Origin of the sequence: Burkholderia sp. WTPI3 (assembly GCF_021483755.1) — a bacterium.
Lineage (GTDB): Bacteria > Pseudomonadota > Gammaproteobacteria > Burkholderiales > Burkholderiaceae > Burkholderia.
In genome coordinates this window covers 30,702-55,224 of record NZ_JAGIXF010000050.1, presented here as the reverse complement: position 1 = coordinate 55,224, position 24,523 = coordinate 30,702, and the positions used below count along the sequence as shown (strand labels likewise).

Here is a 24,523-nt window from a genome sequence, read left to right as displayed (position 1 = left end):
TGCGCCGTCCGGCTATGCCGACCCGCAAGGCGCGCTGCCGCTGCGCGAAGCGATCGCCGACTACGTGCGCCGCTCGCGCTCGGTACGCTGCAGCGCCGATCAGGTCGTGATCACGAGCGGCACGCAGCAGGGCCTGCACCTCGCGAGCCAGATCCTGCTCGGCGCGGGCGATCGCGCGTGGGTCGAGAATCCCGCCTATCGCGGCATCACCGCGCTGCTCGAGAGTACCGGGCGGCGCGACACGATGGTTCGGGTGCCGGTCGACACCGACGGCATCGACGTCGAAGCCGGCATCCGGCTCGCGCCGAACGCGCGCGCCGCCTTCGTCACGCCGTCGCACCAGTATCCGCTCGGGATGCCGATGAGCATGGCGCGGCGCAACGCGCTGCTCGGCTGGGCGCGCACGCATGGCGCGTGGGTGGTCGAGGACGACTACGACAGCGAGTTGCGCTACGAAGGCTATCCGTTCCCGTCGCTGCAGGGGCTCGATCCCGAGCGCGTGGTGTATCTCGGCACGTTCAGCAAGATCCTGTTTCCGTCGCTGCGCCTCGGTTACGTGATCGCGCCCGACGATCTCGTGCCCGCACTCTGCGGCGCACGCGTGCTGATGGATCGCCATGCGCCGACCGCCGATCAGCACGTGCTCGCCGCGTTCATCGCCGAAGGGCATCTCGACCGCCATATTCGTCGCGTGCGCGGCGTCTATGCGGAACAGCGCGCGCTGCTGATCGACACGCTCGGCGCGCGGCTGCCGCGCGAACGCGCGTGGGTGCAGCCGGGCGACCAGGGGATGCACGTCGTGCTGTGGCTCGCCGAAGGGATCGACGATCTCGACGTGGTCGCGCGCGCCGCGCAAGCAGGCGTCGCGGTGCGCGCCGTGTCGCCGATGTTCGCGCCGGGCACCGCGCGGCCGGGTCTCGTGCTCGGCTTCGGCGGGTTCGATCGCGAGCGCATGGAGGCGGCCGCGCAGCGGCTCGCGGACGTGGTTTCGTCGGCGCAATCGCGGCCGCGCAAGCCGTAAAAGGTTGTAGGCGCATGTGTGTCGCTTGCCAGGATCGCGCCTCTTCCATCCGCGCTCCTGCCGCCTTGAACCGCTTAGTGCGGCCTCTCCGGGACGCGTGATTCCATGGATCAAAGCGCCCGTAACGTCAGCGCGCGCGCAGCAAGATGTTCAGCCCACGGGCGGCGCCCATGGTGCAGTCGTGAACTGCTCGGCGAGATAGTCGAGCAGCACCGCGACGCGCGCGGTACGCAGCATGCCGGGTGGCGTCACAAGGTTCACGCTGATGTCGGCGATCTTCCAGTCGTGCATCACTTCCTCGAGTTCGCCATGCCGCAGCGCATCGACAACCAGGAATTCGGGCTGCAGCGCGAGGCCGTACCCGGCGACCAGTGCGGGCAGGATCACGTCGGCGTTGTTGGCGCGGATGCGTCCGTTCACCGACACCGAAAATTTGTCACCCGACGTGGCGTGCCGAAACCGCCAGCAACCAGGCGTCGGCAGATTCGTGTAGGTGAGGCATACATGTCGATCGAGATCGCGCGGGTGAGCCGGACGTCCGTACCGGTCCAGGTAGGCAGGCGAAGCGACGAGCGGCCGGCGGACTGCGCAGAGCCTGCGGAAGCGCAGCGTCGAATCGTTCAGTTCGGCAATCCGGATCGCGACGTCGAAGCCGCCCGGAACGACGTCGATCAGATGGTCACTCAGCATGAGATCGACGTCGACGTTCGGGTAGCGCTCAAGAAACGCCGGAAGCACCGGCGCGAGATACCGGAGACTAAACGACATCGGCGCATTCACGCGCACGAGGCCGTGCGGCTCCAGCGCCTGAGCGGATGCCTCGTTCTCGATGAGTTCGGCATCCGCGAGCAGCCGGATCGCACGGTCGCGCAGCAAATCGCCCGTCGGGGTCAGCGACAGTCTGCGCGACGTCCGGTACAGCAGCATGGTGCCGAGCCGGTTCTCGAGGCGTGCGATGGCCTTCGACACGGTCGACTGCGACGTGCCGATCAGCTCGGCGGCTTTTGCAAACGAGCCGGTTTCCGCGACGCGCGCGAAGATGGCCCAGGCGTCGAGATCAGGAAGGTGTTGCATCATGGGAATGGAATCGATGGTTGTGTGCCTGCGCGCCGGCCGGCACGATTCAAACGCGGTCGTTGACCGCACTTGCGGCGCCGGCTGGTCATGCTGATTGACGCGCAGGCGATCGCGCTCATCGAGTCGTTTTTCGAATACTCGTCACGTGATTAAATGCTTGCGAGCGCAACCTGTTTCACGATCGATCTCGTTCTTTCAAACGGGCACGTCACTACGCCAGACCGTTCGATCTCGATCAACGGCGTGTGGGGAAATCGTCGGCAATTAGCGCGCTCAACGCGACCGCGACCAATAGCCGACGCTTACTTCACTGGCACGTCCGCGAGCGTCGCCTGCGGATGCAGATCGATGAATATCGTCTTGACATTATTCGGAGTACATACTTCATGTTTCAGATTGCTCACGAAGAATGCAGCCCTTTGGATAAAAAAACGGGAGACCGGCCTCGATCGTGCGAACGATGGAAGTCCGGTGCGCATTGCGCTGGCATCACGGTAGCCGCGCCGACACATTTGACACGTATTCGTGTCGAAATAACACCAAAGAAACGGAATCGAACCGATTCGAATTAGCGCTTGCAGTTCATGTCCGACGGATTCTCTCTTGTTCGTGCAAACGCTCGCCGCGTTTCCAGGGGACCGACGGGGCTGTTCTTGTCACCGGTCGGCTATCCACGAACCGTGAATCATGCACCCGCGTCTCCCGTCGCTTCTCGCTGGTTTTATGCGAGCGACGCGCCGTCCTCGGCTCGCCACCCGCACTGACGATGTCACGTTCGTATCTGGGCGCAGATATCGACTCGCGCGGGTGGACTCGCGACACCTGGCAAAGGCGGCTTACTGTTTCGCTACCGAAAACGCGTAAAGCTTGTGGTTATCGCCGGCATACGGCAGCCCGAGAATCTTGGTGTGGTAACCAGATCCCCAGTAGACCGTACCGTCAACGATCGCGGCACCGGACACGACGGCGCCACCGCTCTCGAAGCTCCACTTGATTTCGCCGGTCAACGCGTCGAGTGCATACATATTGGCGCCACTGCCTGCCAGCGAACCCGCATACACCACGCCGTTAGCCTCGGACATCGCAACTGTGTCCATCATCTGCTGCGGATCGGCGGTGCGCCAGAGCACCTTGCCAGTTGCCGCGTCAACCGCGGCCCAGATGCCGCCCTTGGTCGTCTTCATCCCCGCAGGTGAATTGACTTCGACGGGCTCGTGATTCAGGTTGCCGATCGACACGTAGATGCGTTTGCCGTCAGCAGCCGTTCCCCATAGCATGCCGCCGAGCAGGCTGCCGGGGCCGACCTGGGTGTGCCAGACGACCTTGCCTGTCTTCGGATCGAGCGCCCAGTAGACTCCACTCTTCTGACCGGCACCGAGCAATGTGCGCTTGTGCCCGCCGATGGTCGTCGTGTAGAGGTTCGGCCCCGAGCCGAAATCGTAGTCCGGGCCGTCGTCGTGATCGTAGTTCGTCGACATGTCGGCGGCCAGCGTACGGGTGGCCCATGCGATCTTGCCTGTCTTCAGGTTCAATGCAACGAAACTGTCGATATGATTGCCCGGTACGGCTGCCTTGCACTTCTCTTGCCCCGGATACCGGCAAACCCCTTCCGGAACGGTAAAGTTGTTGCCCGTGGTCACGTACAGCAAGCCGGTTTCACGATCGACGACCGGCGTGTTGCCCCAGACCGAACCGCCGGTGTAGCCCTCCGGAACCATGTACGTCTTCCACAACAGCTTGCCGCTCGTCGCGTCGAGCGCCACGACGCTGCCGCGATACTGGGGTGTCTCCTTCAACGCCTCGGCGCGAGACGATACGCCGACGTAAACGATCCCGTTGTCGATAACCGGCGAACTCGTAATGATTGCGGTCTTGTCCGTGTCGACCTGCGTGCGCCACAGCGGCGCGCCGTCTTCGGCCTTGATGCCCAGCATGTAGGCGCCAGTCGGATTGTTGGCGATCTGCGTGCCCTGTCCGATCACCAGCGTGCCTCTCCAGTACGCAGGGCTGGTACGCGACGCATCGTTGGGAATCTCGCTGTAGTCACTGACCTTTTTGTGCCACTTGACCTGTCCGGTCGCGGCATCGACGGCCCATAGCGAGCCACCGAAGTCAGGCACATAGACGACACCGGCGACGACCGTCGGCGTTGCGGACACGTTACCGTCCGTATCGATCGACCAGCGAGGCGCCAGTTTGGCCACGTTGTTCAGGCCAATCGCGCGTTCGCCCGCGGCGCTGCGGGTATTGTGCAGATTCTGTCCGCCCATCGGCCAGTCTCCCGCGCTTTGGGCGGCAGCGGGAGCCGCAGCGACGAGGCTGCTCACGAGAGCGACGGCCGTCGCGATAGCCGGAGTGCGCCAGGATAGCGGCGAAGCGCGCCGATCTGCGTCTTGCCTGTTGAACACTCGTTTCATTTTCAGTTCTCCATAAAACAGCGATAGAAAATCCCGGCCTTGCCACTGCGCTCACTTTGGCTAGTCCGCGCATTCAAAAACGATCGATCATGCCGATCTGTACACCGCGCACCAGAGAGCCGGGCCACGATGGCGGAAGCCCGGTTACGTTGACGCCACGCAGTGTGAAGGTCGCGTTGTTACGATTACGCAACCAGCCCGCACCCGCGTAGAACTGCAACGTCTTTGATAGCCTGTAATCGCACATCGCACTGAGCTGGTCCGCGTTGTTGTCCGTTCCGGAACGGTCGCGCACGTACGCATAGCCGAGCGAAGCATCGAGATTTGGTGCGAACGCGTAGCGCAGCGATACCGCAAAACCGTCGTTGTGATAAACCGGCGCATTGCCGCCCGACGCATTGAACCAGTCCGCAAACAAAGTGGCTTTGTCGATGCGATACGACGCGCCGGCGAGATTCGCCCGCAACGCACCGCTGCCGTGCGTTTGCTGATGCCCGTAAGCGAGCCGTACCGGCCCGTACTGGTACGACACTGTTTCGAAGTTGCCCGCGAGCCCGTTGCCGTCGTTGTCGCTCGCCGCACGCAGCGACATCATCACCGTTGCGTCGAAGCCCGCGATTTTCGGTGACAGGTAGGTGATCGCATTACTCGCGTAGGGGGTGATCTTGGAGAAGTTGTTCAGCCCGGACGCAATGGTTCCCGCGCCGAATGCATCGATCCCGCCTTTGAAGGGGATATAGATCGGCGAATATTGCCGTCCGACGCGCATTTCCCCCCAAGGGCCGCCCGCACCGATCCAGGCCTGGCGGTTGAACAGCGTGGCCGCCGTATCGAGCGTGCCGTTGGTCGCGCCAAATCCGTTCTCGAGCACGAACAGAATGTTCGCCCCGCCGCCAATCGGCTCGCTGCCGCGCAAGCCGATCCGCGAACCGCGATACGCACCCGAGTCCATCCGCGCCACCCATCCCGCCCCAGGGTTCGTGATCTCGATACTCGTATCGATGACACCGTACAAGGTCACAGATGCCTGCGCCCACGCGAGAGACGGAGCAACGAGCAAGGCGCCCAGCGCACCGCACGCCCGCGCCCGTTGTCGAAAAAACGGACGAGCGCCGCTGCGCCGCTGCCGGAACCGCTTGACGCCGATCATCGATGCCGTCTTCATCTATCGTTTCAGAACGTGTGCATCACGCCGACATACGTCGTGACCTGCGATTCGCCGTCGAGCGGATTGGTGGTCGGCGTCGTACCCATCGGAGTCGCGAATACCGAGAAATCCGAGTGAATCCCGTTACGCACATAACCCACCGTGCCGTAAAGGAAGGTGCGCTTGCTCAGGTTGTAGGTCGTGCCAAGCGCGTACAGCGTCGCATGGCCGGCAGGATCGTGCGTCGCATCGCCGTTGCCGCTGCGCACGCGGACGTAATAGCCCGCGCCCGTTACCGACCAGCGGGAATTCGCCTGCCACGTCGCACCGAGCCAGAAATGATCCGCGTTGTCCGCGAGGCCGGCCGGTGTGTCCGGCGCCGAATAGTGCGTCCAGGCCGTCTGAATCGTGAACTTCTGGATCCGCACGTTTCCGCCGACGAAATATTCACGGGCACTCGTGAAGACATTGGTGAACTTGCCGGTCGAATCGCGCAGTTCGTCGTACATGCCGCGTATGTCGAAATACGGCGAGCGGTACGTCAGAACCACGCCGTCCGAGCGTCCGAACTCGGACGATGCACCGTTGTTGAAGCCGCTCGCCTGATTACCGAACGCGTATTGCGCCTGCACATCGAAGCCGTGAAAAACTGGGCTGTGGTATTCCACGTTATTGCTGGTCTGCTGCCAGTTGCGCCCGCGCACGAGGGATGCCGACGACACTGCCTGCTGCACGAACGGGTCGAACGCCCGCACGCCATCGCTATCGATGAACAGGTTGTGCCCGGCCTGGAGTTGCCCCCACGTATCGTCTTTCAGTCCGACGGAGGCGCGCCTCGAAAAGAGCCGTCCGCCTCCCGTCGTACCGTTCATCGTTTGCAGCGCAGTTTCGAGATTGAATACCGCGGACAATCCACCGCCCAGATCATCGTTGCCCCGCAGTCCCAGCATGCTCGTGCCCCAGTCGCCCCCCTCTGCGCTGAAGCGTGTGCCGGTTCGACCCGGTGCCGTCGTGACGTGGTTCAGGTACTCGAGCCCCGCGTCGACGCGGCCATACAACGTCACGCTCGTTTGCGCCCACGCGGCCGGCATGAGCCTCCCAAACAACACGGCAACTGAGATTCTCTTTCTCATCGTTCTCTCCGATGAAAGCCGCCCCGGCATTCATCCAATATTTATATCGCTACCTTCGACGACGGATCATCTTTCAATTTATTTTCTACTACTAATAATTATCGGCATGCTTCCACTGAAAAATCCGATCTGAAATCAACTGCCTGGCACCGGTTGAAACGGCAGACCGAACCGGTTTGCCATGCGGGCAAGTTGTACGCTATTGTCCGCGCCGAACTTCTGGCGGAGCGTCGACTGATGGTTGGCCACAGTCTTCCGGCTGATACCGAGTTTCTCGGCGATGGCGAGCAATGTATACCCCTGGATGAGCAATCCCATCACCTCGAACTCGCGCGCCGAGAGCGCGCTGTCAACTTGTCCTTCCCGAAACGCATCACTCGCGTGCAGCGCCTGTGCGACGTCGGAACTCAGGAATCGATGGCCGTGCGCCACTGCCCGAACCGCATTGACAAGCACGTCGGATGCACTGGCCTTGGTCACGTAACCGAGTGCCCCCGCGGCGAGCGCACGGCGCACAAAAATCGATTCCTCACGGACACTGAATATCAGGATATGCGCCGCACGCTCGCGCGCGAGCATGCGGCGGATGGCTTCGATGCCACTCGGGCCCTGCAGCGACACATCGATCACGACCACATCGGGCCGCAGCGAGCAGAACGCGTGATAGGCCTCTGCCGCAGTCCTGGCTTCACCGCATACGCAAAGGTCCGATTCGAACGCGATCAGTCTCTTATAGCCTTCACGCACAACCGCATGGTCGTCAACGAGCAAAATGGAGATGCGCGGGGGCACGTGGCGGGCCTCATGTATCGAAATGTCCGACGTGCGATCGTTTCGTCGACACATCACTGAACGCTGCAATCTTGCCCCGTTTTTTCCCGGTCGGAAATGCATATTATGGAAATGCATCTATTCCATATTCCTTTCATATATATTTCATTTTCAGTGAAAATAGGGGGAAACGTAATATGTCGCCTCCGATCCTACCTCCGGTCCCTGATAGCCGAAACCGTTGAAATCGGCGCCCGCAGGCGCATCGGCTCGGCGACGACCTGGAACGTCGCGGCCTGGTGCACGACACGCTCCGACGACATACCGTTCGTCAGCAGCGGCGCCAGCAACATGCGACTCATGAATCAACCTTCATCGAAAGCAGTTCGAATCGTTCGAGTGCCGACACGAACGACAACATCGTCGTACGATCTGGTGACCTCATTCCCGGCATTCCGGCCAACACCGTTAAGCTGCGGCTCGTACGGGGCTGGCCGGCCGCGATTCGTCGGCGGATTTGCGGCCGTGCGCGCAGCAAAAGGTTGTCCGCGGGCAACAAACGTAATCGTCTGTCAATCCTGCAAGCAAACGGGCTTTTTGGCCACAGGCGACGCTGCCCGGTTTGCTAGGATCGCGCCTTCTCCGACCGCGCTCCTGCCGCCGTGAATCGCTTCGTGCCGTTTCTTCGCAACCTGTGGCTTCGCTGCCGTGACGGCACCCGCGCGCTGGGGGTGCCGGCGCATGGCACCGCCTGCGCCATCCGACGCGCCGTGGCGTCGCGCTAACGCTCGCCGCGATACCCGTGCTCGGCCTGCTGGTCCTGCTCGCGTTCGTGCCGTTCACGCCGAGCATCGGCGACATCCGCAAGGCGCGCATCGACCGCCCCGCGCGTGCTGTCGGCCGACGGCCAGTTGATAACCGCGTTCAAGATCGAGACGGTGTACAGCAAGGACGAGATCCTCGAGATCGACCTGAACACCGTGCCGTTCCTGTACAACGCGTATGACGTCGAAAAGGCCGCGCACCTATTTCGGCCAATCGGCCAACCAGTTCGACATCGTCGAGCACGCGACGCTCGTCGGGATGCTAGTTCTCGCCGGACTTCCGGCCGCGCAGCGCACCGGCGAGCGCGCCGAAGCGGCGGCCGCACCCGGGGCTGTTCGACTGGTTGAAGAGTTTCCGTTGATCGCGAAGCCGGCCGGCGGATCCCGCCGGCCTTGCGATTCATCGACGCGTCGTCGTCGCGCGACCGTCCGCGTACAACCAGACCGGCGCGCCGCCGTCGCGCAATGCCGCGACCGGTTCGCCGCCGCTCCAGTTACGCGCGATCGCGACGCGGCGCACGAACCACGGCATCAGCGACGTGCGCGCGGCATGACGGTCGAACAGCGTGTCGTCGCCGATCCTCGTGTAGCGTGCGGGATGCAGCACGGTGCCGTCCGCGCGGAACACGGCCACGCGCACGTCGTCGCCGTCCTCGTCCTGCACGGCCGACAGCCAGCCATGACCGCTGCCCCAGTACAGCCCCGACACATCATCGCACCGGCCCAGCGTAATCGTTGTACCCGCATCCAGATCGCAGATCGCGGCCTGCATCGGCTCGCCAGGCAGGATGCCGATCGCATGGCGCCTGAACAGCTCGCGCGGCACCGCACCATCGTCCGGCAACCACGACAGCGCGCCCATGTTCACGAACTCGAACGGCGTCAGCGCGCGGCCAAGCCCGTCGACGATCGCGCAGCGCCCGTCGTCGCGCCGCACGATATGGCGGATCTCACCGAGTTCGGCCAGCGTCTCGGTCCGTTCAACGTCGATCAGCCGCGCGACTTCCGCGTAACGCGGCTCGACGACCACGCGGCCTTTCAGATCGACGAGGCCGACGTGATCGGCGCGCTGCGCGAGAAACGCGCCGTGCTCGACCGACCATTCGAGCGACGCCCATTCCGGCCGCGCCAGCCATTGCCCGTCGCGACCGACGAGCCCCCAGCGCTCGCCTTCGCATACCGCGACGGCGCTGCCGTTCACGAATTCCTGCACGTCGCCGAAACGCGGCGGAATCACCCATGCGCCGTTCGTGTCGATGAAGCCCCAGCGCTCGTCCACGCTCGCCGATGCCAGCCCGTCGGAGAACTCGCCGAAATCGTCGAGCGACGGTTCGAGCACCCACGTGCCGTCCGTGCGCACGAGCCCGAACCGCTCGCCCACCCGCACGCAGGCGATGTCCTCGCTGAAGTCCCACACCGCGTCGAACGCCGGTTCGTGCACGACGCGCGCGCCGGTTTCGTCCGCGAGCAGCAGGCCGACCTTTCCGTCGCGCGCGACCCACAGCAACCGGTCGTCGTGTGCGCCGCTGCGCCACAGGCTTGCCCACTCGGGCGGCACGATCACGTTCCATGCATCGTCGGCTTCACGCCGGACGCCCCACAGGCCGTTGCGTCCGCGAAAGCTGAACGTGTCGTGGTCGAGCCAGTTTCCATGCAGCTCGCCGGCGTCGAACATCTCGGCGAAGGTCACGCCGCGCGGCGGCTCCTGGCGCCGGAAGTAGTGATGCGACACGCCGCCGAACCCGAAGCCCCAAGCCCAGTCGCGCCAGTCGGCCGGCGTGTCGATTTCGAGCGCATCGCGCAGGCCGCGCACGTCGCGGAAATCCATGCAGTTCGCAACCTGCCACCACAGGCTGGTGCAGTTGGCACGCTCCTGATCGATGTAATCGTCCGGACCGCCGCCGTCGAGCCACGACAGCTCATCGAGGTTCGCGGAAAACCGCGGCGCGCCGTGCGCATCGCCCAGCGCGTCGATCGATTCGCCGAGATGGCGCACGAGCGCGTCGAACTGGCGTGCGAGCGCCGGATCGTCGCCGGGCAGCGGATGCGCGACGACGAACGCCGCGAGCCGCCCGATGCGCGCCTGCGCGGCGCGCGCGTCGCTGGCGAGGTTCGGCGTGCCCGCATCGCCGAACACGCGCTGATGCGTTACCGCGTCGCCCGCACCGCCTTCGGCCAGCAACACGCGCCACAGCAGCGGAAAGTGATTCTTGCTTTCCGCGAACTCGATTGTCCGCGCGTCGTCGCCGTCACCCGCCTGGAGATAAAGCCATGCTCGATTGCCCATTGGAAGGGTCGCCCTCGTCGTCGTATCGTATTCCGGCGTATCGCGTCAGCGCGCGGCCGCCGCCTTCAGCAGCCGCAGCATCTCCGGATCGTCGCCCGCATCGGCCAGCACCTTCGCGGTCGGCTTCACGCCGACACCCAACAGCCGTCGCACACCCTCGACGTGATGCTCGATCACTTCGCCGCGAAGCAGCGTATCGCTCTGCAACACCACGGGATTCGCATCCTTCACGAGCAGCGCGAACACCGACGCCGACACGGGCGGATTCAATGCGTCGGACAACGCGGCGTCGGCGAGATGGTACGGATTGTTGTCGTGGATCTGCCAGCTCAGCGCGCCGCTCGCGTGCAGCTTGCCGAGCGCGGCGAGCGCATCGGCTTCCGGCAGTTTCACGAGTTCGGAGGCGAGATCGCTCGCCTGGTCCTCGCGCCCGTCGCGCAGCGTGTCGGGCGGCGGCAGGTTCGGCACCAGCAGGTCCAGCACGAGCGCTTGCCGGCGCTCGAGGTCCGGCGACGCCTTGGCATCGGCGTCCGAACGGTTGTAGTGCAGCAACTGGCCGGCCACGCGCCAGCGATCGTCGCTGCCATGCTCGTCGCGCGGCACCTGGTGCGCGTGCAGCATCACGTCGAGCCAGCGCCACATCGAATCGACGGTCTTCGCGTCGTTCGACGACAAGCCGTCGCCGACGATCTGGTCGAGCGTCTGCCCGCACACGAATTCGCGCTGCTGCACCGGGTCGAGACCGGCGAAGTATTTGCGCACGCGATCCGACAGTCCGTCGAAGTCCGCCTGGCTCATGTCGGGCGCATGGTAGCCGGGACACGGCCCCGTGCTGGCGATCTCGCGGCCCGGCACTGCCTTCGCGGGGGGCGGCGGCGAATCGCCGCTGCGCGCGACCGGATACAGCTCGATGCCGTCGACCTGGAAGCCCTGCTCCATCCGCAACAGGACGCCCGTGGTCGAATGCTTCGTCGTGAAATTGCTGCCCGTGATCGACGTAACCTGATACGGTGATCCAATCGGCATCTTGATCAGTTCGCCGCCCGGCACGTCGAGTATGCACGCGTCGGCAGGCGGCTTCTCCGGGCCATCCATATCGAGTTCCGCAACGTGCGTCGGGGCGGTTTCGACGCTCCACCGGCCGGCGTCGCGCATGCGCAGCACGATGTCGCCGCCCACCTTCTCGACCCGCATGGTCGCGGGCTTGCCGGCGGCCGGCGCGTAATCGCCGAGCAGGCCGTCGCAGCCGCTGGCGGCCCGCGCGGAGAGCGACACGAGCATCATCAGACAGAAAACGGGAATGCGCACGGCAGGGCCTCTCGAGGTTCGAATTGTTGTCGGAATGCCGGCACGGGGGCGCACGGCGGCGGCGGCACGACCGGATGCCGCCGGACGCCAATATAGCGAACGCGACCGGTGTACGCCAGCCCGCGGTGTAAAGCGGCGCGCGGAGACGGCCGAACCCGTGCGAAGCCGGCTTCGCGATCGGTCGATGTGCCGCCATAGTCCACCTGGACGAAGCGGAAGGGCTGCACGCCGCGCACCATCGCCGTCGTCATCCACCGATGCCGGAGGCTGCATGAGCGCAAGTGCTGTCGAAATCGCGAACCTGCTGTACCGCTATGCGGAGTTGCTCGATGCCGGCGACCTGCCGGGCATGGCGGCGCTGTTCCGGCATGCCCGGCTCAAGGTCGCGGAAGATGCGCCGACGATCGACTCGGACAAACTGCTCGAACTGTTCGATGCGCGCGTCAAGCGCCACGCGTGCGGCACGCCACGCACGAAGCACGTGATTACGAATCCGGTCATCGAGATCGACGAAGCCGCGCATCGCGCGACGGCTCGCTCGTACTACACGGTGCTGCAGGCCACCGACGGCCTGGCGTTGCAACCGATCGCGGCAGGCCGCTATCGCGACGCGTTCGAGCGCGTCGACGGCACGTGGCGTTTCGCGTTCCGCGACTACACGCTGTTCGATTTCGCGGGCGACTTGCGTTACCACCTGAACGATTCGCCGGCCGGCTGACACGCCGACCGGCGGCTACTGCGCGCAGCGCGCTCAGGCCGCCGCAAGCGTCGCGGCCAGCGCGTCGAATTCCGGCGACCACGCCGCGCGCCACGTGGCCTTCGTCGCGTCGTCGACCCACGCGCCGTCGATCCCGTTCAGCATGAATTGCTTCAGGTCGGCGACCGTGAAGCCGAAGTGGCTGAACATCAGCTCCCACGCTTCCGATGGATTCACCTTGTGCAGCGTCGGATCGTCGGTGTTCGGATGGATCTTCAGCCCGAGCCCCGGCATCTTGCGCATCGGATGCAGTTCCGCCCATTGCTCCGGCGGCAGCGTGCGCAGATAGTACGAATTCGTCGGCACGACCGTGAAGACGATCCCGCGCTCCGCGTAGCGCGCGCACAGCGCCGGGTTGTCGACGATCGTATAGCCGTGATCGATACGATCGACGTGCAGCAGGTCGACGGCCGTCTCGACATTGCGCCACGGCATCCCGAACTCGCCCGCATGCGCTGTCGTGCGGAAGCCGGCCGCGCGCGCGTCGCGATACGCCTTCCAGAACAGCTCCGGCGGCCGGTCGTTCTCGCGATAGTCGATCCCGATCCCCGCGACTTCATCCGCGCGATGCGCCTTCATCCATTCGACGATCGCAACCGCTTCGTCGGGATCCTGCTCGCGATCGATGCTCGGGATCAGGCATGCACCGATCCCGAAGTCGCGCGCGGCGTCGCGAATCGCAGTCACGATCGCTGCCTGCGCGTCCGCATACGGAATGCCCGACACGCGCACCGTGCCGGTCGGATTCCAGAAGAATTCCGCATGCCGGACGTTGTGTGCGGCCGCATCCTCCAGATACTCGTACGCGATACGCCGCAGGTCGTCGGGCCGCGTGAGCAAATACTTGTCGAGCGCGCGCAGCACGTGCAGCACGCCGACCGGCTTTTCGCCGCGCGCATAGAACGCGTCGATCTCCGCGCGCTCGATCGGTGCGCCGCTGCGCTCCGCGAGCGCGACGAACGTGTCGTGCCGCACCGCGCCGAGCAGGTGGCAATGCAGCTCCACCTTCGGCAGCGCATGGAAGAAGGCCCGATGGGCCGGCGTGATCTCGATGCCCGTGCGCGCGGCCGGGACGTTACCTGGTGTTGCCTTCATGTCAGTCTCTTTTGCGGTAGTGCCGATGCGTCGTGAAAGCCGTTTCTCAGTGCGGCTTCACAACGGTCCAGAAGTAATAGCCGAGCGGCAGCGCGAGCACAACGAGCCCCCATGACACGTCGCGCCAGCGGCCCGCCAGCAGCTTGACGAGCACGTAGCACAGCAGCCCGCCGGCGATGCCGGTGCCGAAGCTGTTCGACATCAGCGTGAGCAGCACCATCGACATCACGGGCAGCGCATCGGTGAAGTCGTCGAAATGCGTATGGCGGATCGTCGCGAACATCGACAGCCCGATCAGGATCAGCGCCGGCGCGGTCGCCTCTTTCGGAATCGCGAGCGCGACCGGCACGAACAGCAGCATCGCGGCGAACAGCACGGCCGCCGCCAGCGACGACAGCCCGCTGCGGCCGCCGGCTTCGACGCCCGCCGCCGATTCGATCAGCGCCGTCAGCGCGGGAATGCCGAACACGGGGCCGAGCGTCGCGGCGAGCGAGTCGACGAGGAACGGCCGGTTGATGTTCGGCAGGTTGCCCTGTTTCGTCGAGCAGGTTCGCCTTCGCGCCGACCGCAAGCGCGGTGCCGAGCGTCGAGAAGAATTCCGCCGCGAAGAACGCGAACAGGTACGGCGCGGCCGCAAGCGTCAGCGCGCTGCGGATGTCGGCCTGAACGCGATCGGCGCGATACTGTGCGGCAGCGACACGAACGACGCCGGCAGATGCGTGACGCCTAGCGGCACGCCGGCCACGGCGGCAACCAGAATCGCGATCAGGATTGCGCCGGGCACCTTGCGCGCCTGCAGCACGATCGCGACCGCGAGGCCGATCAGCGCGACGAGCGCGCCCGGCCGCGAGAAATCGCCGAGCGCGAACGCGTTGGTCTTCGCGTTCGCGACGACCATCCCCGCATTGCGCAACCCGAGCATCGTGACGAACAGGCCGATCGACGCGCCGAGGCCGAGCTTGATCTGCACCGGAATCAGCCGCATCACGACGCCGCGCGCGCCGAAGATCGTCAGCAGGAAAAACAGCATGCCGGACACGCATGCGATGCCGAGGCCCGTCTGCCAGCCGACATGTTCGGTCGTCGCGAGCGTCACGCCGATGATCACCGAGCCGCCGATGCCGGGGCCGACGAGGAACGGCAGGTTCGCGTAGAGCCCCATCAGCGTCGTGAACAGCACGAACACGACGATCGTCGCGGTGGTTGCCGCGCCGCGTTCCATTCCGCCGGTCGCGAGCAGCGACGGAATCACGACGAGCAGGTACGCCGCCGTGAGGAACGACGTGATACCCGCGATCGTCTCGGTGCGCACGCTCGTGCCGCGCGCGGCGAGCGCGAAGCGCCGTTCGAGCCAGTTGGCCGGCGTACGCGCCGGCATCGTGTCAGTCGCTGACATGGTGGTTCTCCTGTGATTCCGATTATTGTCCTGTGTCGGTTCGCGCGGCGCGGTCTTATACTGCCGCGTACCGCCTCCCGACCGTACCGTTCCGATGTCGTCCGATCGCTCGTCGCTGCTGCCCGCACTCACGCTGCGGCAGGTCCAGCACTTCGTCGTACTCGCGCATGCGCGCAGCTTCACGCAAGCCGCGCAGGCGCTGTCGCTCACGCAGCCCGCGCTGACCGCGTCGATCCGCCAGATCGAGTTCCTGCTCGGCGGCCGCCTGTTCGCCCGCTCCGCGCACCGGCTCACGCTGACGACCGCGGGCGTTGCCGTGCTGCCGCTTGCCGAGCGCCTGCTGAACCAGGCCCGCGGCACCTTCGACGACATGACGCGGCTCATCGGCGAACGCATCCAGACCGTGCGCATCGCGTTCATCCCGTCGGTCGCCGGCCGCCTGCTGCCTGCACTCAACGCGCTGCGCGGCACGCATTCCACACTGCGCTTCACGCTCACCGACTTGCCAAACAGCGCGCTCGTCGAAGCCGTGCGCGACGGCGTCGCGGATCTCGGCATCGGCGTGCGCGAACCCGACAGCGACGACGGCACGCTGCACTACCAGCAGCTGTTCGAAGACGAGATCGTGATCGTCGTGCGACACGACGATCCGCTCGCGAACGCGAAGAGCGTCACGTGGGCAAAGCTCGTCGATCGCGAACTGGCCGTGTTCGTGCGCGGCAGCGTCAGCGAATCGCTGCATCGCACCGGCGGCGCCGAGAAGCTGCGCCTGAACGTCGCGTACCGGATGGAGTACACCGAACCGCTGTACGCGCTCGCACGCAACGGCCTTGCCACTGTCGTGTTGCCGAGCCTCTACACGATGCATCTGCACGATCCCGAACTCGTCGCGCTGCGTATCGAGAAGCCGCGCGTCACGCGCGCGATTTCACTGATCTCGCTCGCCGCCGACGATCGCGGCCCGCACGTGCGCACCTGCCGTGAATGGATCGAGAAGCACATCTGAGCCGGTTCGCCGTGCAGCGCGTCGCGACGTTCAGGGCAGCTTCGCGATGCGCTCCGCCAGCGTCGCGTAGAAACGGTCCGCGTCGACTTCGTTGATCCACGTCGCGTTCGCCGCGCGGCCGCTGCGGCCGTTCCAGTCGACCACCGTTTCGCCGAGCGTCCACTGCCCGCTCGTCTCGACGACGACGTTCACCTTGCGTCCGTTGAACAGCGTCGGATCGACGAGATAGCCGACCGCCGTCGGGTCGTACATCGGCCCGTCCTCGACGCCGCGCCGCTTCCTGTTGTACGCCAGCTCCGCGTCCATGATGTCCGCGACGATCGCGCCGCAGCGGTTGCCGAGCGCGCGAAACGGCACGATGCGCGCCGGCGTGATCGGCGCCTTCACCGCGACGTCGCGCGGCAGCACGACGATCGGCGCGCCGCTGGCGAACACGACTTCGGCCGCTTGCGGATCGACGTAGATGTTGAACTCGGCGGCAGGCGTGATGTTGCCGCGCTCGAAGAACGCGCCGCCCATCAGCACGATTTCGCGCAGCGCACCGCGGATCTGCGGCGCTTCGACCAGCGCGGTCGCGATGTTGGTCAACGGGCCGAGGGCGCACAGCGTCACGCTGTTCGGCGCGGCATGGCTCAGCGTATCGACGAGGTACGACACCGCATGACCGGCCGCAAGGGGCGCGCGCGGTTCGTGCAGTTCGACGCCTTCGAGGCCCGTCTTGCCGTGCACGTTCGCGGCCGTCACGAGGTCGCGCACCAGCGGGCGGGGGCATCCCGCATAGACCGGCAGCGTCTTCGTGCGGCCGGCCCAGTCGCGGACGATCCGCGCATTGCGTTCGGTGAGGTCGAGCGGCACGTTGCCGGCCACGGCGGTCAGCGCGCGCACGTCGAGGCGGTCCTGCGCGCCCAGCGCGAACAGGATCGCGATGGCGTCGTCCTGCCCCGGGTCGGTATCGATGATCACCGTGCGCCGCGCGGCGTCGCCGCCGGCCGCGAACGCGCCGGCTTCTGGCAGCAGCGCCGTGCCGGCCAGCGCGGCGGACAGTTTCAGGAACGTGCGGCGGGATGCGATCGGATAGGTCATGATCGGGCTCTCAGAAGACGTGCCGCACACCGAGCGTCGCCATCATCTGGCGCGTGCCGGTCGAGCGCGCGTACGCGAAGATCTGCGCGTGATCCGCGTCGCCTGCCGCCTGTTGTGCAATCACGGTCAGCGCGACGTCGGTGCGTTTGGACAGGTAGTAATCGGCCTGCAGGTTCACCTGGTGCCATCTCGGCCGCTTGTCGATCACGTCGTACTTGCCGTTCGTGAAGGCATACGCGGCACCGAGGAAAAGCTGTGGCGTCATCGTGTAGACGATGTTCACGCCGACGTTCTGCAGATGCAGGTGCGAATTGTCGAGGTAATCGTAGCGCACGTCGGTAAACATCGCCGCGAACTGCGCGCGGCCGATCGTGTAGAAACCGCCCGTGCCCGCGATGCGCTGCCGGCTCGCGAACACCGCCGGCGACGTCGCGCTCTTCGCGAAGATCAGGAGCGGCGACCCATAGTCGTTCGCGATCGCGCCGTCCGGGTTCGTGCCGCTGTACGGATGGTTGTACTGCGCATAGACCGCGCTCCAGCGTAACGGGCCGCGTTCGTAGCCGAGGCCGAAGCTGTATGCGCTGTTGTTCGCGAAGCCCGTCGCGTTGCTGAAGCCGTACAGCGCGGTGAATTTCAGCCCGTAGTACACGGGGCTCACGTACTTCACCGAGTTCTGCACGCGGATGTCGTTGTAGCCGTTGTCGTTGTCGCCGATGTTCACGCCGTTGCTCGCGATGATCACCGGCCCGATGTAGTCGTGGATCGCATCGTACTGGCGGCCGAACGTCAGCGACCCGTAGGTGCGGTCGGCGAGGCCGACGTAGGCCAGGCGCCCGAACTCGCGGCCGTTCTGCGCGGCCGTGCCCGTCATCACGTTGAAGCCGTTCTCGAGCTGGAAGATCGCGGACAGCCCCTGTCCGAGATCCTCCTTGCCCTTCAGCCCCCAGCGCGGGTTCTGGTTCGTGCCGGACAGCGCCTGCCAGGCGTTCTTACCGCCCTGGTTGGTCGCGTACCCGACGCCTGCCGAGATGAGGCCGTACAGCGTGATGCTGCTTTGCGCGCAGGCATGGGTCGCGAAGGCGCCGAGCATCGCGAGCGGCGCGAGCTTGTGAAGAGTTTTCATGCGGGTCGTGTGGTCGGTGAGAGTCCAGGCGCGGCAGGGTTCCGCGAAACTGGACACGACTATACGAACCCGGATCGGATAATAAAAGTTTGGTTTTCTTATATCTCAATAAAACGGATTTATTCTCATCCCGAGATCTCCCGTGCAGGAGAACCGGTTGCCGTCAGTCCGCCGTGTCGCCGCTCTTCGGCAACTTCGACCATGCGTGGCGTCCCGGCGCCGGCGACCATGCCGGGCGCGTCTTGCGCGCGCTGTCGATCACGACCAGATAGCGGCCGGCGATCGGCGTGATGTCGCGATCGCGACGCAGCACCCACAGCGACTTGCCGGCCTCGACGCGCGCCTGGTAGTCGTCGTCGAGAATGCCGTGCCGGTCGAGGAACGTGTTCAACGAAGCCGGGATCCGCACGCAGCCTTTCGAGTGCCGGATGCCGAGCAGCGGCTCGAGACGATCGGGGTCGGTCGCATGCATCTGGAAGCGCATCGGCGACTTGCCGCCCTTGCCCCAGCCGCGCTCGCCCTCGACCCAGCCGAAGTCGTAGACGCGCATGTCGCGCTTGCCGTAGCCGCGAATGCCGTTGTCGTTCATCGTGCCTTCGGCGCGGAAGTCCATGTTGTCGGGCGAATGATCGAACACGCCGAGCGGCGTCAGGAAGTGATCGTACTGGCCCGGCCAGCCGGTACTGACCGGCGACGCGCCGACCATCAGCCACGCATTGGCCGGCGTCGCGCGAAAGTAGATGAACAGCGCCTGCACGTTCTGGGCGCGATCGACCAACGCGACATACTCGCCCGCCAGATCGCCGAGATTCGCATCGGCGAGTGCTTTCTGAAGCCGCTCGCCGTACGCGCGCTGTTCGTTCGCGGGCACGTTCAGGCGTCGCGTGACTTCCTGCGTGAAGCGCTTGTGCATGTCCATTGCACGCGCGGTCGCGTCTTTCGCTGCCTCGACCGACAGCGGCGGATGCCGACGCGGCGGCATCGGTGCGGGCGCCTCGGCTTCGCTCGCGGCCGTGCCGGACGCCGCCGATGCAGGTGCTGCCTCGGACGCTGCCGAGGCCGCCGATGCACCCGATGCACCCGATGCCCCGCTCGCCGGCGCTGCATGGTGCGCCGCGGACGCTGCGGAAGCGGACGATGCGCCGGACGACGCATGCGCGGTCGGCGCTGGCGATGCAGTTGGTGAGGATGACGTAGCAGCGGACGACGGTGCGTCGGACGCGGCGAACGCAGGCCGATCGACGAGAACGGAAATCGGGAGGGCTGCAGCGAGCCACGTGGCGACTGCGAGGGTACGGCAACGCGGCTTGGCCAGCCACCGCGTCAGGTCGGAAAGTATCATGAAGATCGAAGCCATCGGCCGATCCGGCCGCCGCACAAAGGCGAACGGCGCATCTTCCGCGCGAGCCATCGACACGCCGCAGACCTTGCAGATTCCCGGCGCCGACGCCTCTTCGCGGTGGAGCCGTTTCGCGGATGCAACGCGATCGGTCCGATGGCGGCTAATGAGTCGTCAGGACTTTCATTCTACTCGCGCATGCCGGATTCGGCAGGGCCGAACCCTTCGTTTCGCGGCGGTTTTGCGCTTGGTCACGCTTTGTTTCAACTCGTTGCCGCTTGCTGCATCGTCGCGTGGCAGGCTCGTTCGCTGGCCTTTGCCGCGGCCGTGAAAACGCGTGCCTGCGTGCCGCCCCGCATGCGGCACGCGTGATGCGATCGTCGCCTACTTCGAAATGGCTTCGAGTGCGATGCCTTTGGTGCGCGGCCCCATCAAGCCGATCGCGGCCATCACGACCGCCATCGCGCCGGCGATGAACGCGAACACGCCGAACGTGCCGAAGCCTCTCAGCACGGCGGCGATCACGAACGACGAGAAGATCGCGGAGAAGCGGCTCCACGAGTAGACGAAACCTACCGCGCGTGCGCGGATCGACGTGGGGAACAGTTCGGCCTGGTACGCATGGAAGCTGTACGACATGATGTTGCTCGCGAGCGTGAGACCGATGCCGAGCACGATCAGGAACACGCCCGCCGTCGTCTGGCTGAACAGCAGCCCGCAGACGACGATCGCCGCCGCCATCGCGACGATCACCGACTTGCGCTCGAAGCGGTCGGCGATCACGAGGCCGATCAGCGGGCCGAGCGGCGCCGCGAGCGCGATCACGCTCGAATACATCAGGCTCGACGTGATCGTGATGCCCTGCTTGATCAGCAGCGTCGGCACCCAGTTCGCAAAGCCGTAGAAGCCGACCGTCTGGAACACGTTGAAGATCGTCATCATGATCGTGCGGCTGCGATACGGCTGCACCCACATGTCGCGGAAGCTGCCGCGCGGCGGCACCGGCTCGGCCGGCGCTGGAGGCGGCAACGGGCGACCGTATTCGGCTTCGACCTTCGCCTCCAGCGCGCGCATCACGCGGTCGGCTTCCTCGACACGGCCTTGCTGCGCGAGCCAGCGCGGGCTCTCCGGCAACTCGCGGCGAATCCACCACACGAACAGCGCGCCGTGCGCGCCGATCAGCACGACCCAGCGCCAGCCGTCGAGGCCCAGCGGCGCGTGCGGCACGAGCAGGTAAGCGAGGAACGCGACCACCGGCACCGCGACGAAGCCGACCGCCTGCTCGCACGCGAACGCACGGCCGCGAATCTGCTTCGGCACGAGTTCGGAGATGTACGTGCCGATCGTCACCATCTCGACGCCGAGGCCGAGACCGACGACGAAGCGCCAGAAGTTCAGCCCGCCCGCCGTGTCCTGGAACGCCATCACGATGTTGGCGGCCGTGTACCACAGCAGCGACCACGTGAAGATCGCGCGACGGCCGAAGCGATCCGCGAGAAAGCCGCATCCGATCGTGCCGATGAAGAGGCCGGCGAACAGCGCGGCGATGAAGCTCGCGACGCCTGTCGTGCCGAACAGGCCGTGCGTCGTCGCGGACAGGATCCCGCTTTTCACGAGTCCCGGCGCGACGTAGCCGCTGTACAGCAGATCGTAGAGTTCGAAGAAGAAGCCGAGGCTCAGCAGCACGACGAGCTTCCAGACGCTGCGGGTCGGCGGCAGGCGATCGAGGCGGGCTGAAATCGAGCCGGCGTCGATCGGAGAAGACAAGGCGGCGGCCTGTGGAAAGCTGTCCGTTGAAACCATCTTGGTCGAGTCTCCTGATCGTGTCGTATGTTGTTGTCCGGCGGCCTGCGGGCCGCCGTCGGGCGAATCGCTGCATTGTACCGGCACGCCGCGCGAGCCGCGTCACGTGGCAAACCGGTTCGGACACCCCGTTTCGCGCCGGATAATGTGTAAATTGCGTAACCTTCTGTCGATTCTGTAAGACTCGCCGGCATCGCGATACGCCGTCGCAGCTTGGCAACCGATGCCGGCGCGGGCCCGTCGATACGGACGCTCAGCGCCCTCGCGCGGCGCCGCGGGCCGCATGACGCGCGATACGCCATACGCACAATCGTCGCCATTGCCGCCGCCACACCCCGGTAACATGCTACCGGGCCAACTCCCGGCTTCCCGACGCCTTTCGGCGCCCGGAATCGTCGGCAAAACGTAAGCATTCCATGTCCATGCAACGACTATCCATCTACGCACGCCGGATCGCGCTGTTCGCGCTGCTGCAGTTCGCGGCGATCGCGACCGCGTCGGCGTTTCCGGCAGCCGCGTCCGCGCCGGGCGCGAGCGGCGTCGGCGCCCCCGTGCCGACCATTTCGCTGAACGATGCAATTGCGCAGCTCAAGCAGATGCAGGTCCAGCAGGACCGCATCAAGCAGCAGACGTCGAACGCGACCAACAGCAAGGAGCTCGACGGGCTCGGCGATGCGACGCAGGAACTGAGCGCCGACGTCGACAAGCTGCAGAGCGAGCTCGCGCCGCAGCGTACGCAAATCCAGGCGCAGCTCGACGTGCTCGGTCCGCCGCCGGCCCCGGGTGCATCGCCCGAAACGCCCGCCGTCGCGCAACAGCGGGCGACGCTGAACGCGCGCAAGGCGCAGATCGACGCCGCGCTGAAACAGGCCGCTGACCAGAAGGCCAACCTCGCGAACCTGAACGACCAGTTCGCGAAGCTGCACCGCAGCCTGCTGCGCAACCAGCTCGCGTTCCGTTCGGGCAGCATCTTCGGCGCGCAGTTCTGGCTGCCGCTGTTTCATCTGTCGGCTGACGACGTCCATCGGCTCGAGGATTTCAACGACGAACTGCGCGACATGCTGCACTCGTCCTGGATGCCCGGACAGCGTGCGATCACCACGCTGCTGATGATCGCCGCGCTCGCCGTATGGCTCGGCGGCCGCCGCCTCGTCGAACGCGGGCTCGCGTGGGTCTGCCTGAACCACCTGCCGCCCACGCGGCTGCGCCGCAGCGCACTTGCACTGTCGACGGCGTTCTCGACGCTGTTCGCGACCGCCGTCGCCGTCCAGATTCTTTATCTCGCGCTCGCTCGGCACTACGAGCTCACGCCGTCGATGAGCGATCTGTGGGATCAGTTCGCGAAGCTGGCGGTGACCTGCGCGCTGATCGCCGGGCTCGGCCGCGCGCTGCTCTGTACGAAGCACCCGTCGTGGCGGCTGCCGGCGCTCGCCGATCCGGTCGCGCTCGCGATGAAGCCGTTCCCCGGTGTGCTGGCCGCACTGTTGCTGATGTCCGGCACGCTCGAATCGATCAACCGGATCGTAGACACCAGCCTGTCCGTCACGCTGTTCGGTCGCGGGATCGTGTCGCTCGTCGTCGCGCTGACCGTCGGCGCATCGCTGCTGCGCGCGAACCGCGTGCGCAGCGCGCTCGCGGAAGCCGGCGAAGCGCCCGAGCAGCGCTCGACGCTGGCGGGGCTGATCCATGCCGGCGTCACGCTGGCGATCGTCGTGTCGCTGGGCGCGCTCGTGATCGGCTACATCACGGTCGCGCGCTTCATCACGTACGAGCTCGTGTGGTTCGAGATCGTGCTGTGCAGCGTCTACATCCTCACGCAACTGACGCGCGACGCGAGCGAGAGCCTGTTCTCGGCAAGCCTGCCGACCGGCAAGCAGATCAAGCACCTGTTCGCGCTCGACGACCGGCATCTCGACCAGGCGCACACCGTCGCGTCCGGCCTCGGCACGAGCCTGTTGATGCTGGTCGCGGCCATCGCGCTGCTCACGGGCGGTTTCGGCACGACGCCGAGCGACCTGCTCGACAGCGTGGTCTCGATGATCGGCGGTCAGCGGCTGCAGAGCCTGAACATCATGCCCGACCGGATCATGAATGCGGGAATCGGATTCGCGATCGGCTTCTACCTGCTGCGCTCGGTGCGTCGCTGGCTCGACAGCGAGTTCATGCCCGCGCTCGGCATGGACGCGGGGATGCGCGTATCCCTGATCACGCTGTTCACCAACGTCGGCTACGTGCTGCTCGTGCTGATGACGCTCGGGCTGCTCGGCGTCAAATGGAGCAACCTCGCGTGGATCGTCAGCGCGCTGTCGGTCGGTATCGGTTTCGGCCTGCAGGAGATCGTGAAGAACTTCGTGTCGGGGCTGATCCTGCTGACCGAGCGGCCGGTGAAAGTCGGCGACATGGTCAGCATCTCGGGCGTCGAAGGCGACATCCGCCGCATCAACGTGCGCGCGACCGAGATCCAGCTGAGCGACCGCTCGACCGTGATCGTGCCGAACTCGCAGCTGATCTCGCAGAACGTGCGCAACGTGACGATGGGCAACAGCACGCAGGGCGTCGCGACGCTGATGCTGACGTTCCCGCTGAACACCGATCCCGAGCAGGTGCGCGACCTGCTGCTCGACGCGTATCGCGAACACCCGGCGATTCTCGACAAGCCGGCGCCGTCGGTGACGTTCAGCCAGCTCACGCCCGACGGCATTACGCTGAGCGTGACCGGTTATGTGGCGAGCCCGCGGATCGCGAGTTCGACGAAGAGCGATCTGCTGTTCGAGATCCTGAAACAGTTGCGCGCGGCGCGGATCACGCTGTCGACGCCGCAGATGCTCGTTGTGCAGAACATGCCGGCGAACGAGGGCGCCACGCGACACGAGCCGTGATCGGGCGCCGCGGCATGCGTGTCGCCCACAACGACAAGGGCCGGTCACCGCTTTCGC

Annotated in this window: 15 protein-coding genes and 4 pseudogenes; 6 read left to right on the top strand and 13 right to left on the bottom strand. The window is 65.6% G+C overall.

All coding sequences use genetic code 11. The features are described from left to right. Nucleotides 1–1,021: MocR-like pyridoxine biosynthesis transcription factor PdxR (pdxR, locus tag J7024_RS24310; RefSeq protein ID WP_234745548.1), on the top strand; the 1,021-nt coding region annotated here is incomplete at its 5' end. Nucleotides 1,022–1,171: 150 nt separating this feature from the next. Here pdxR and J7024_RS24305 read toward each other — a convergent pair. From J7024_RS24305 to J7024_RS24285, 5 genes are all read right to left on the bottom strand, one after another. Beyond that, nucleotides 1,172–2,095 (bottom strand): LysR family transcriptional regulator, encoded by a 924-nt coding sequence (locus J7024_RS24305; RefSeq protein WP_124829557.1) that lies wholly within the window; start codon nucleotides 2,093–2,095, stop codon nucleotides 1,172–1,174. An 839-nt stretch (nucleotides 2,096–2,934) separates the two neighbouring features. Next, nucleotides 2,935–4,515: an outer membrane protein assembly factor BamB family protein gene (locus J7024_RS24300; RefSeq protein ID WP_175796408.1), complete on the bottom strand. Its 1,581-nt coding sequence runs from the start codon at nucleotides 4,513–4,515 to the stop codon at nucleotides 2,935–2,937. A gap of 73 nt (nucleotides 4,516–4,588) precedes the next feature. After that, the gene (locus J7024_RS24295; protein WP_233410040.1) at nucleotides 4,589–5,680 is read right to left on the bottom strand and encodes a porin; all 1,092 of its coding nucleotides are present in this window, start codon (nucleotides 5,678–5,680) and stop codon (nucleotides 4,589–4,591) included. Nucleotides 5,681–5,688: 8 nt separating this feature from the next. Then, entirely contained in the window at nucleotides 5,689–6,795 is a 1,107-nt protein-coding gene (locus tag J7024_RS24290) for a porin (RefSeq protein ID WP_124829521.1), read from the bottom strand. A 135-nt stretch (nucleotides 6,796–6,930) separates the two neighbouring features. Next, nucleotides 6,931–7,587, bottom strand: a complete 657-nt coding sequence (locus J7024_RS24285) for a response regulator (RefSeq protein ID WP_234745547.1) — start codon at nucleotides 7,585–7,587, stop codon at nucleotides 6,931–6,933. Between the two features lie 195 nt (nucleotides 7,588–7,782). Here J7024_RS24285 and J7024_RS37560 point away from each other — a divergent pair. Next, nucleotides 7,783–8,048, top strand: a pseudogene (locus J7024_RS37560) (TonB-dependent receptor); the annotation flags it as partial. A 180-nt stretch (nucleotides 8,049–8,228) separates the two neighbouring features. Continuing rightward, a pseudogene (locus J7024_RS24280) lies at nucleotides 8,229–8,655 on the top strand (transglycosylase domain-containing protein); the annotation flags it as partial. A gap of 135 nt (nucleotides 8,656–8,790) precedes the next feature. Here the strand turns inward: J7024_RS24280 and J7024_RS24275 are convergent. Both J7024_RS24275 and J7024_RS24270 read right to left on the bottom strand, forming a co-directional pair. Beyond that, entirely contained in the window at nucleotides 8,791–10,677 is a 1,887-nt protein-coding gene (locus J7024_RS24275) for a WG repeat-containing protein (RefSeq protein ID WP_175761692.1), read from the bottom strand. A gap of 45 nt (nucleotides 10,678–10,722) precedes the next feature. Next, nucleotides 10,723–11,985 carry a hypothetical protein gene (locus tag J7024_RS24270; RefSeq protein ID WP_233410041.1) on the bottom strand — a complete coding sequence of 421 codons (1,263 nt, stop codon included), beginning with the start codon at nucleotides 11,983–11,985 and terminating at the stop codon, nucleotides 10,723–10,725. Nucleotides 11,986–12,256: 271 nt separating this feature from the next. Here J7024_RS24270 and J7024_RS24265 point away from each other — a divergent pair, with 271 nt between their 5' ends. After that, nucleotides 12,257–12,703, top strand: a complete 447-nt coding sequence (locus tag J7024_RS24265; RefSeq protein WP_124829523.1) for a nuclear transport factor 2 family protein — start codon at nucleotides 12,257–12,259, stop codon at nucleotides 12,701–12,703. Between the two features lie 33 nt (nucleotides 12,704–12,736). On the opposite strand, the gene add is transcribed toward J7024_RS24265, so the two are convergent. Next, complete coding sequence (add, locus tag J7024_RS24260; protein ID WP_124829524.1) at nucleotides 12,737–13,837, bottom strand: adenosine deaminase; 1,101 nt, start codon at nucleotides 13,835–13,837, stop codon at nucleotides 12,737–12,739. 46 nt (nucleotides 13,838–13,883) lie between these two features. After that, nucleotides 13,884–15,233: pseudogene (locus J7024_RS24255) on the bottom strand (NCS2 family permease). Between the two features lie 94 nt (nucleotides 15,234–15,327). On the opposite strand from J7024_RS24255, the gene J7024_RS24250 reads away from it, so the two are divergent. Next, nucleotides 15,328–16,239 (top strand): LysR family transcriptional regulator, encoded by a 912-nt coding sequence (locus J7024_RS24250; RefSeq protein ID WP_175761686.1) that lies wholly within the window; start codon nucleotides 15,328–15,330, stop codon nucleotides 16,237–16,239. 30 nt (nucleotides 16,240–16,269) lie between these two features. On the opposite strand, the gene J7024_RS24245 is transcribed toward J7024_RS24250, so the two are convergent. From J7024_RS24245 to J7024_RS24225, 4 genes and pseudogenes are all read right to left on the bottom strand, one after another. Continuing rightward, complete coding sequence (locus J7024_RS24245; RefSeq protein ID WP_124829527.1) at nucleotides 16,270–17,322, bottom strand: nucleoside hydrolase; 1,053 nt, start codon at nucleotides 17,320–17,322, stop codon at nucleotides 16,270–16,272. Between the two features lie 10 nt (nucleotides 17,323–17,332). After that, a complete protein-coding gene (locus J7024_RS24240; RefSeq protein ID WP_124829528.1) occupies nucleotides 17,333–18,445 on the bottom strand; it encodes a porin in 1,113 nt (370 codons plus the stop codon). Nucleotides 18,446–18,608: 163 nt separating this feature from the next. Then, a pseudogene (locus J7024_RS24235) lies at nucleotides 18,609–19,840 on the bottom strand (hypothetical protein). A 328-nt stretch (nucleotides 19,841–20,168) separates the two neighbouring features. Further along, complete coding sequence (locus J7024_RS24225) at nucleotides 20,169–21,587, bottom strand: MFS transporter (protein ID WP_124829530.1); 1,419 nt, start codon at nucleotides 21,585–21,587, stop codon at nucleotides 20,169–20,171. Between the two features lie 416 nt (nucleotides 21,588–22,003). Here J7024_RS24225 and J7024_RS24220 point away from each other — a divergent pair, with 416 nt between their 5' ends. Then, nucleotides 22,004–24,466: a DUF3772 domain-containing protein gene (locus J7024_RS24220; protein WP_124829531.1), complete on the top strand. Its 2,463-nt coding sequence runs from the start codon at nucleotides 22,004–22,006 to the stop codon at nucleotides 24,464–24,466. Nucleotides 24,467–24,523: the final 57 nt, after the last annotated feature.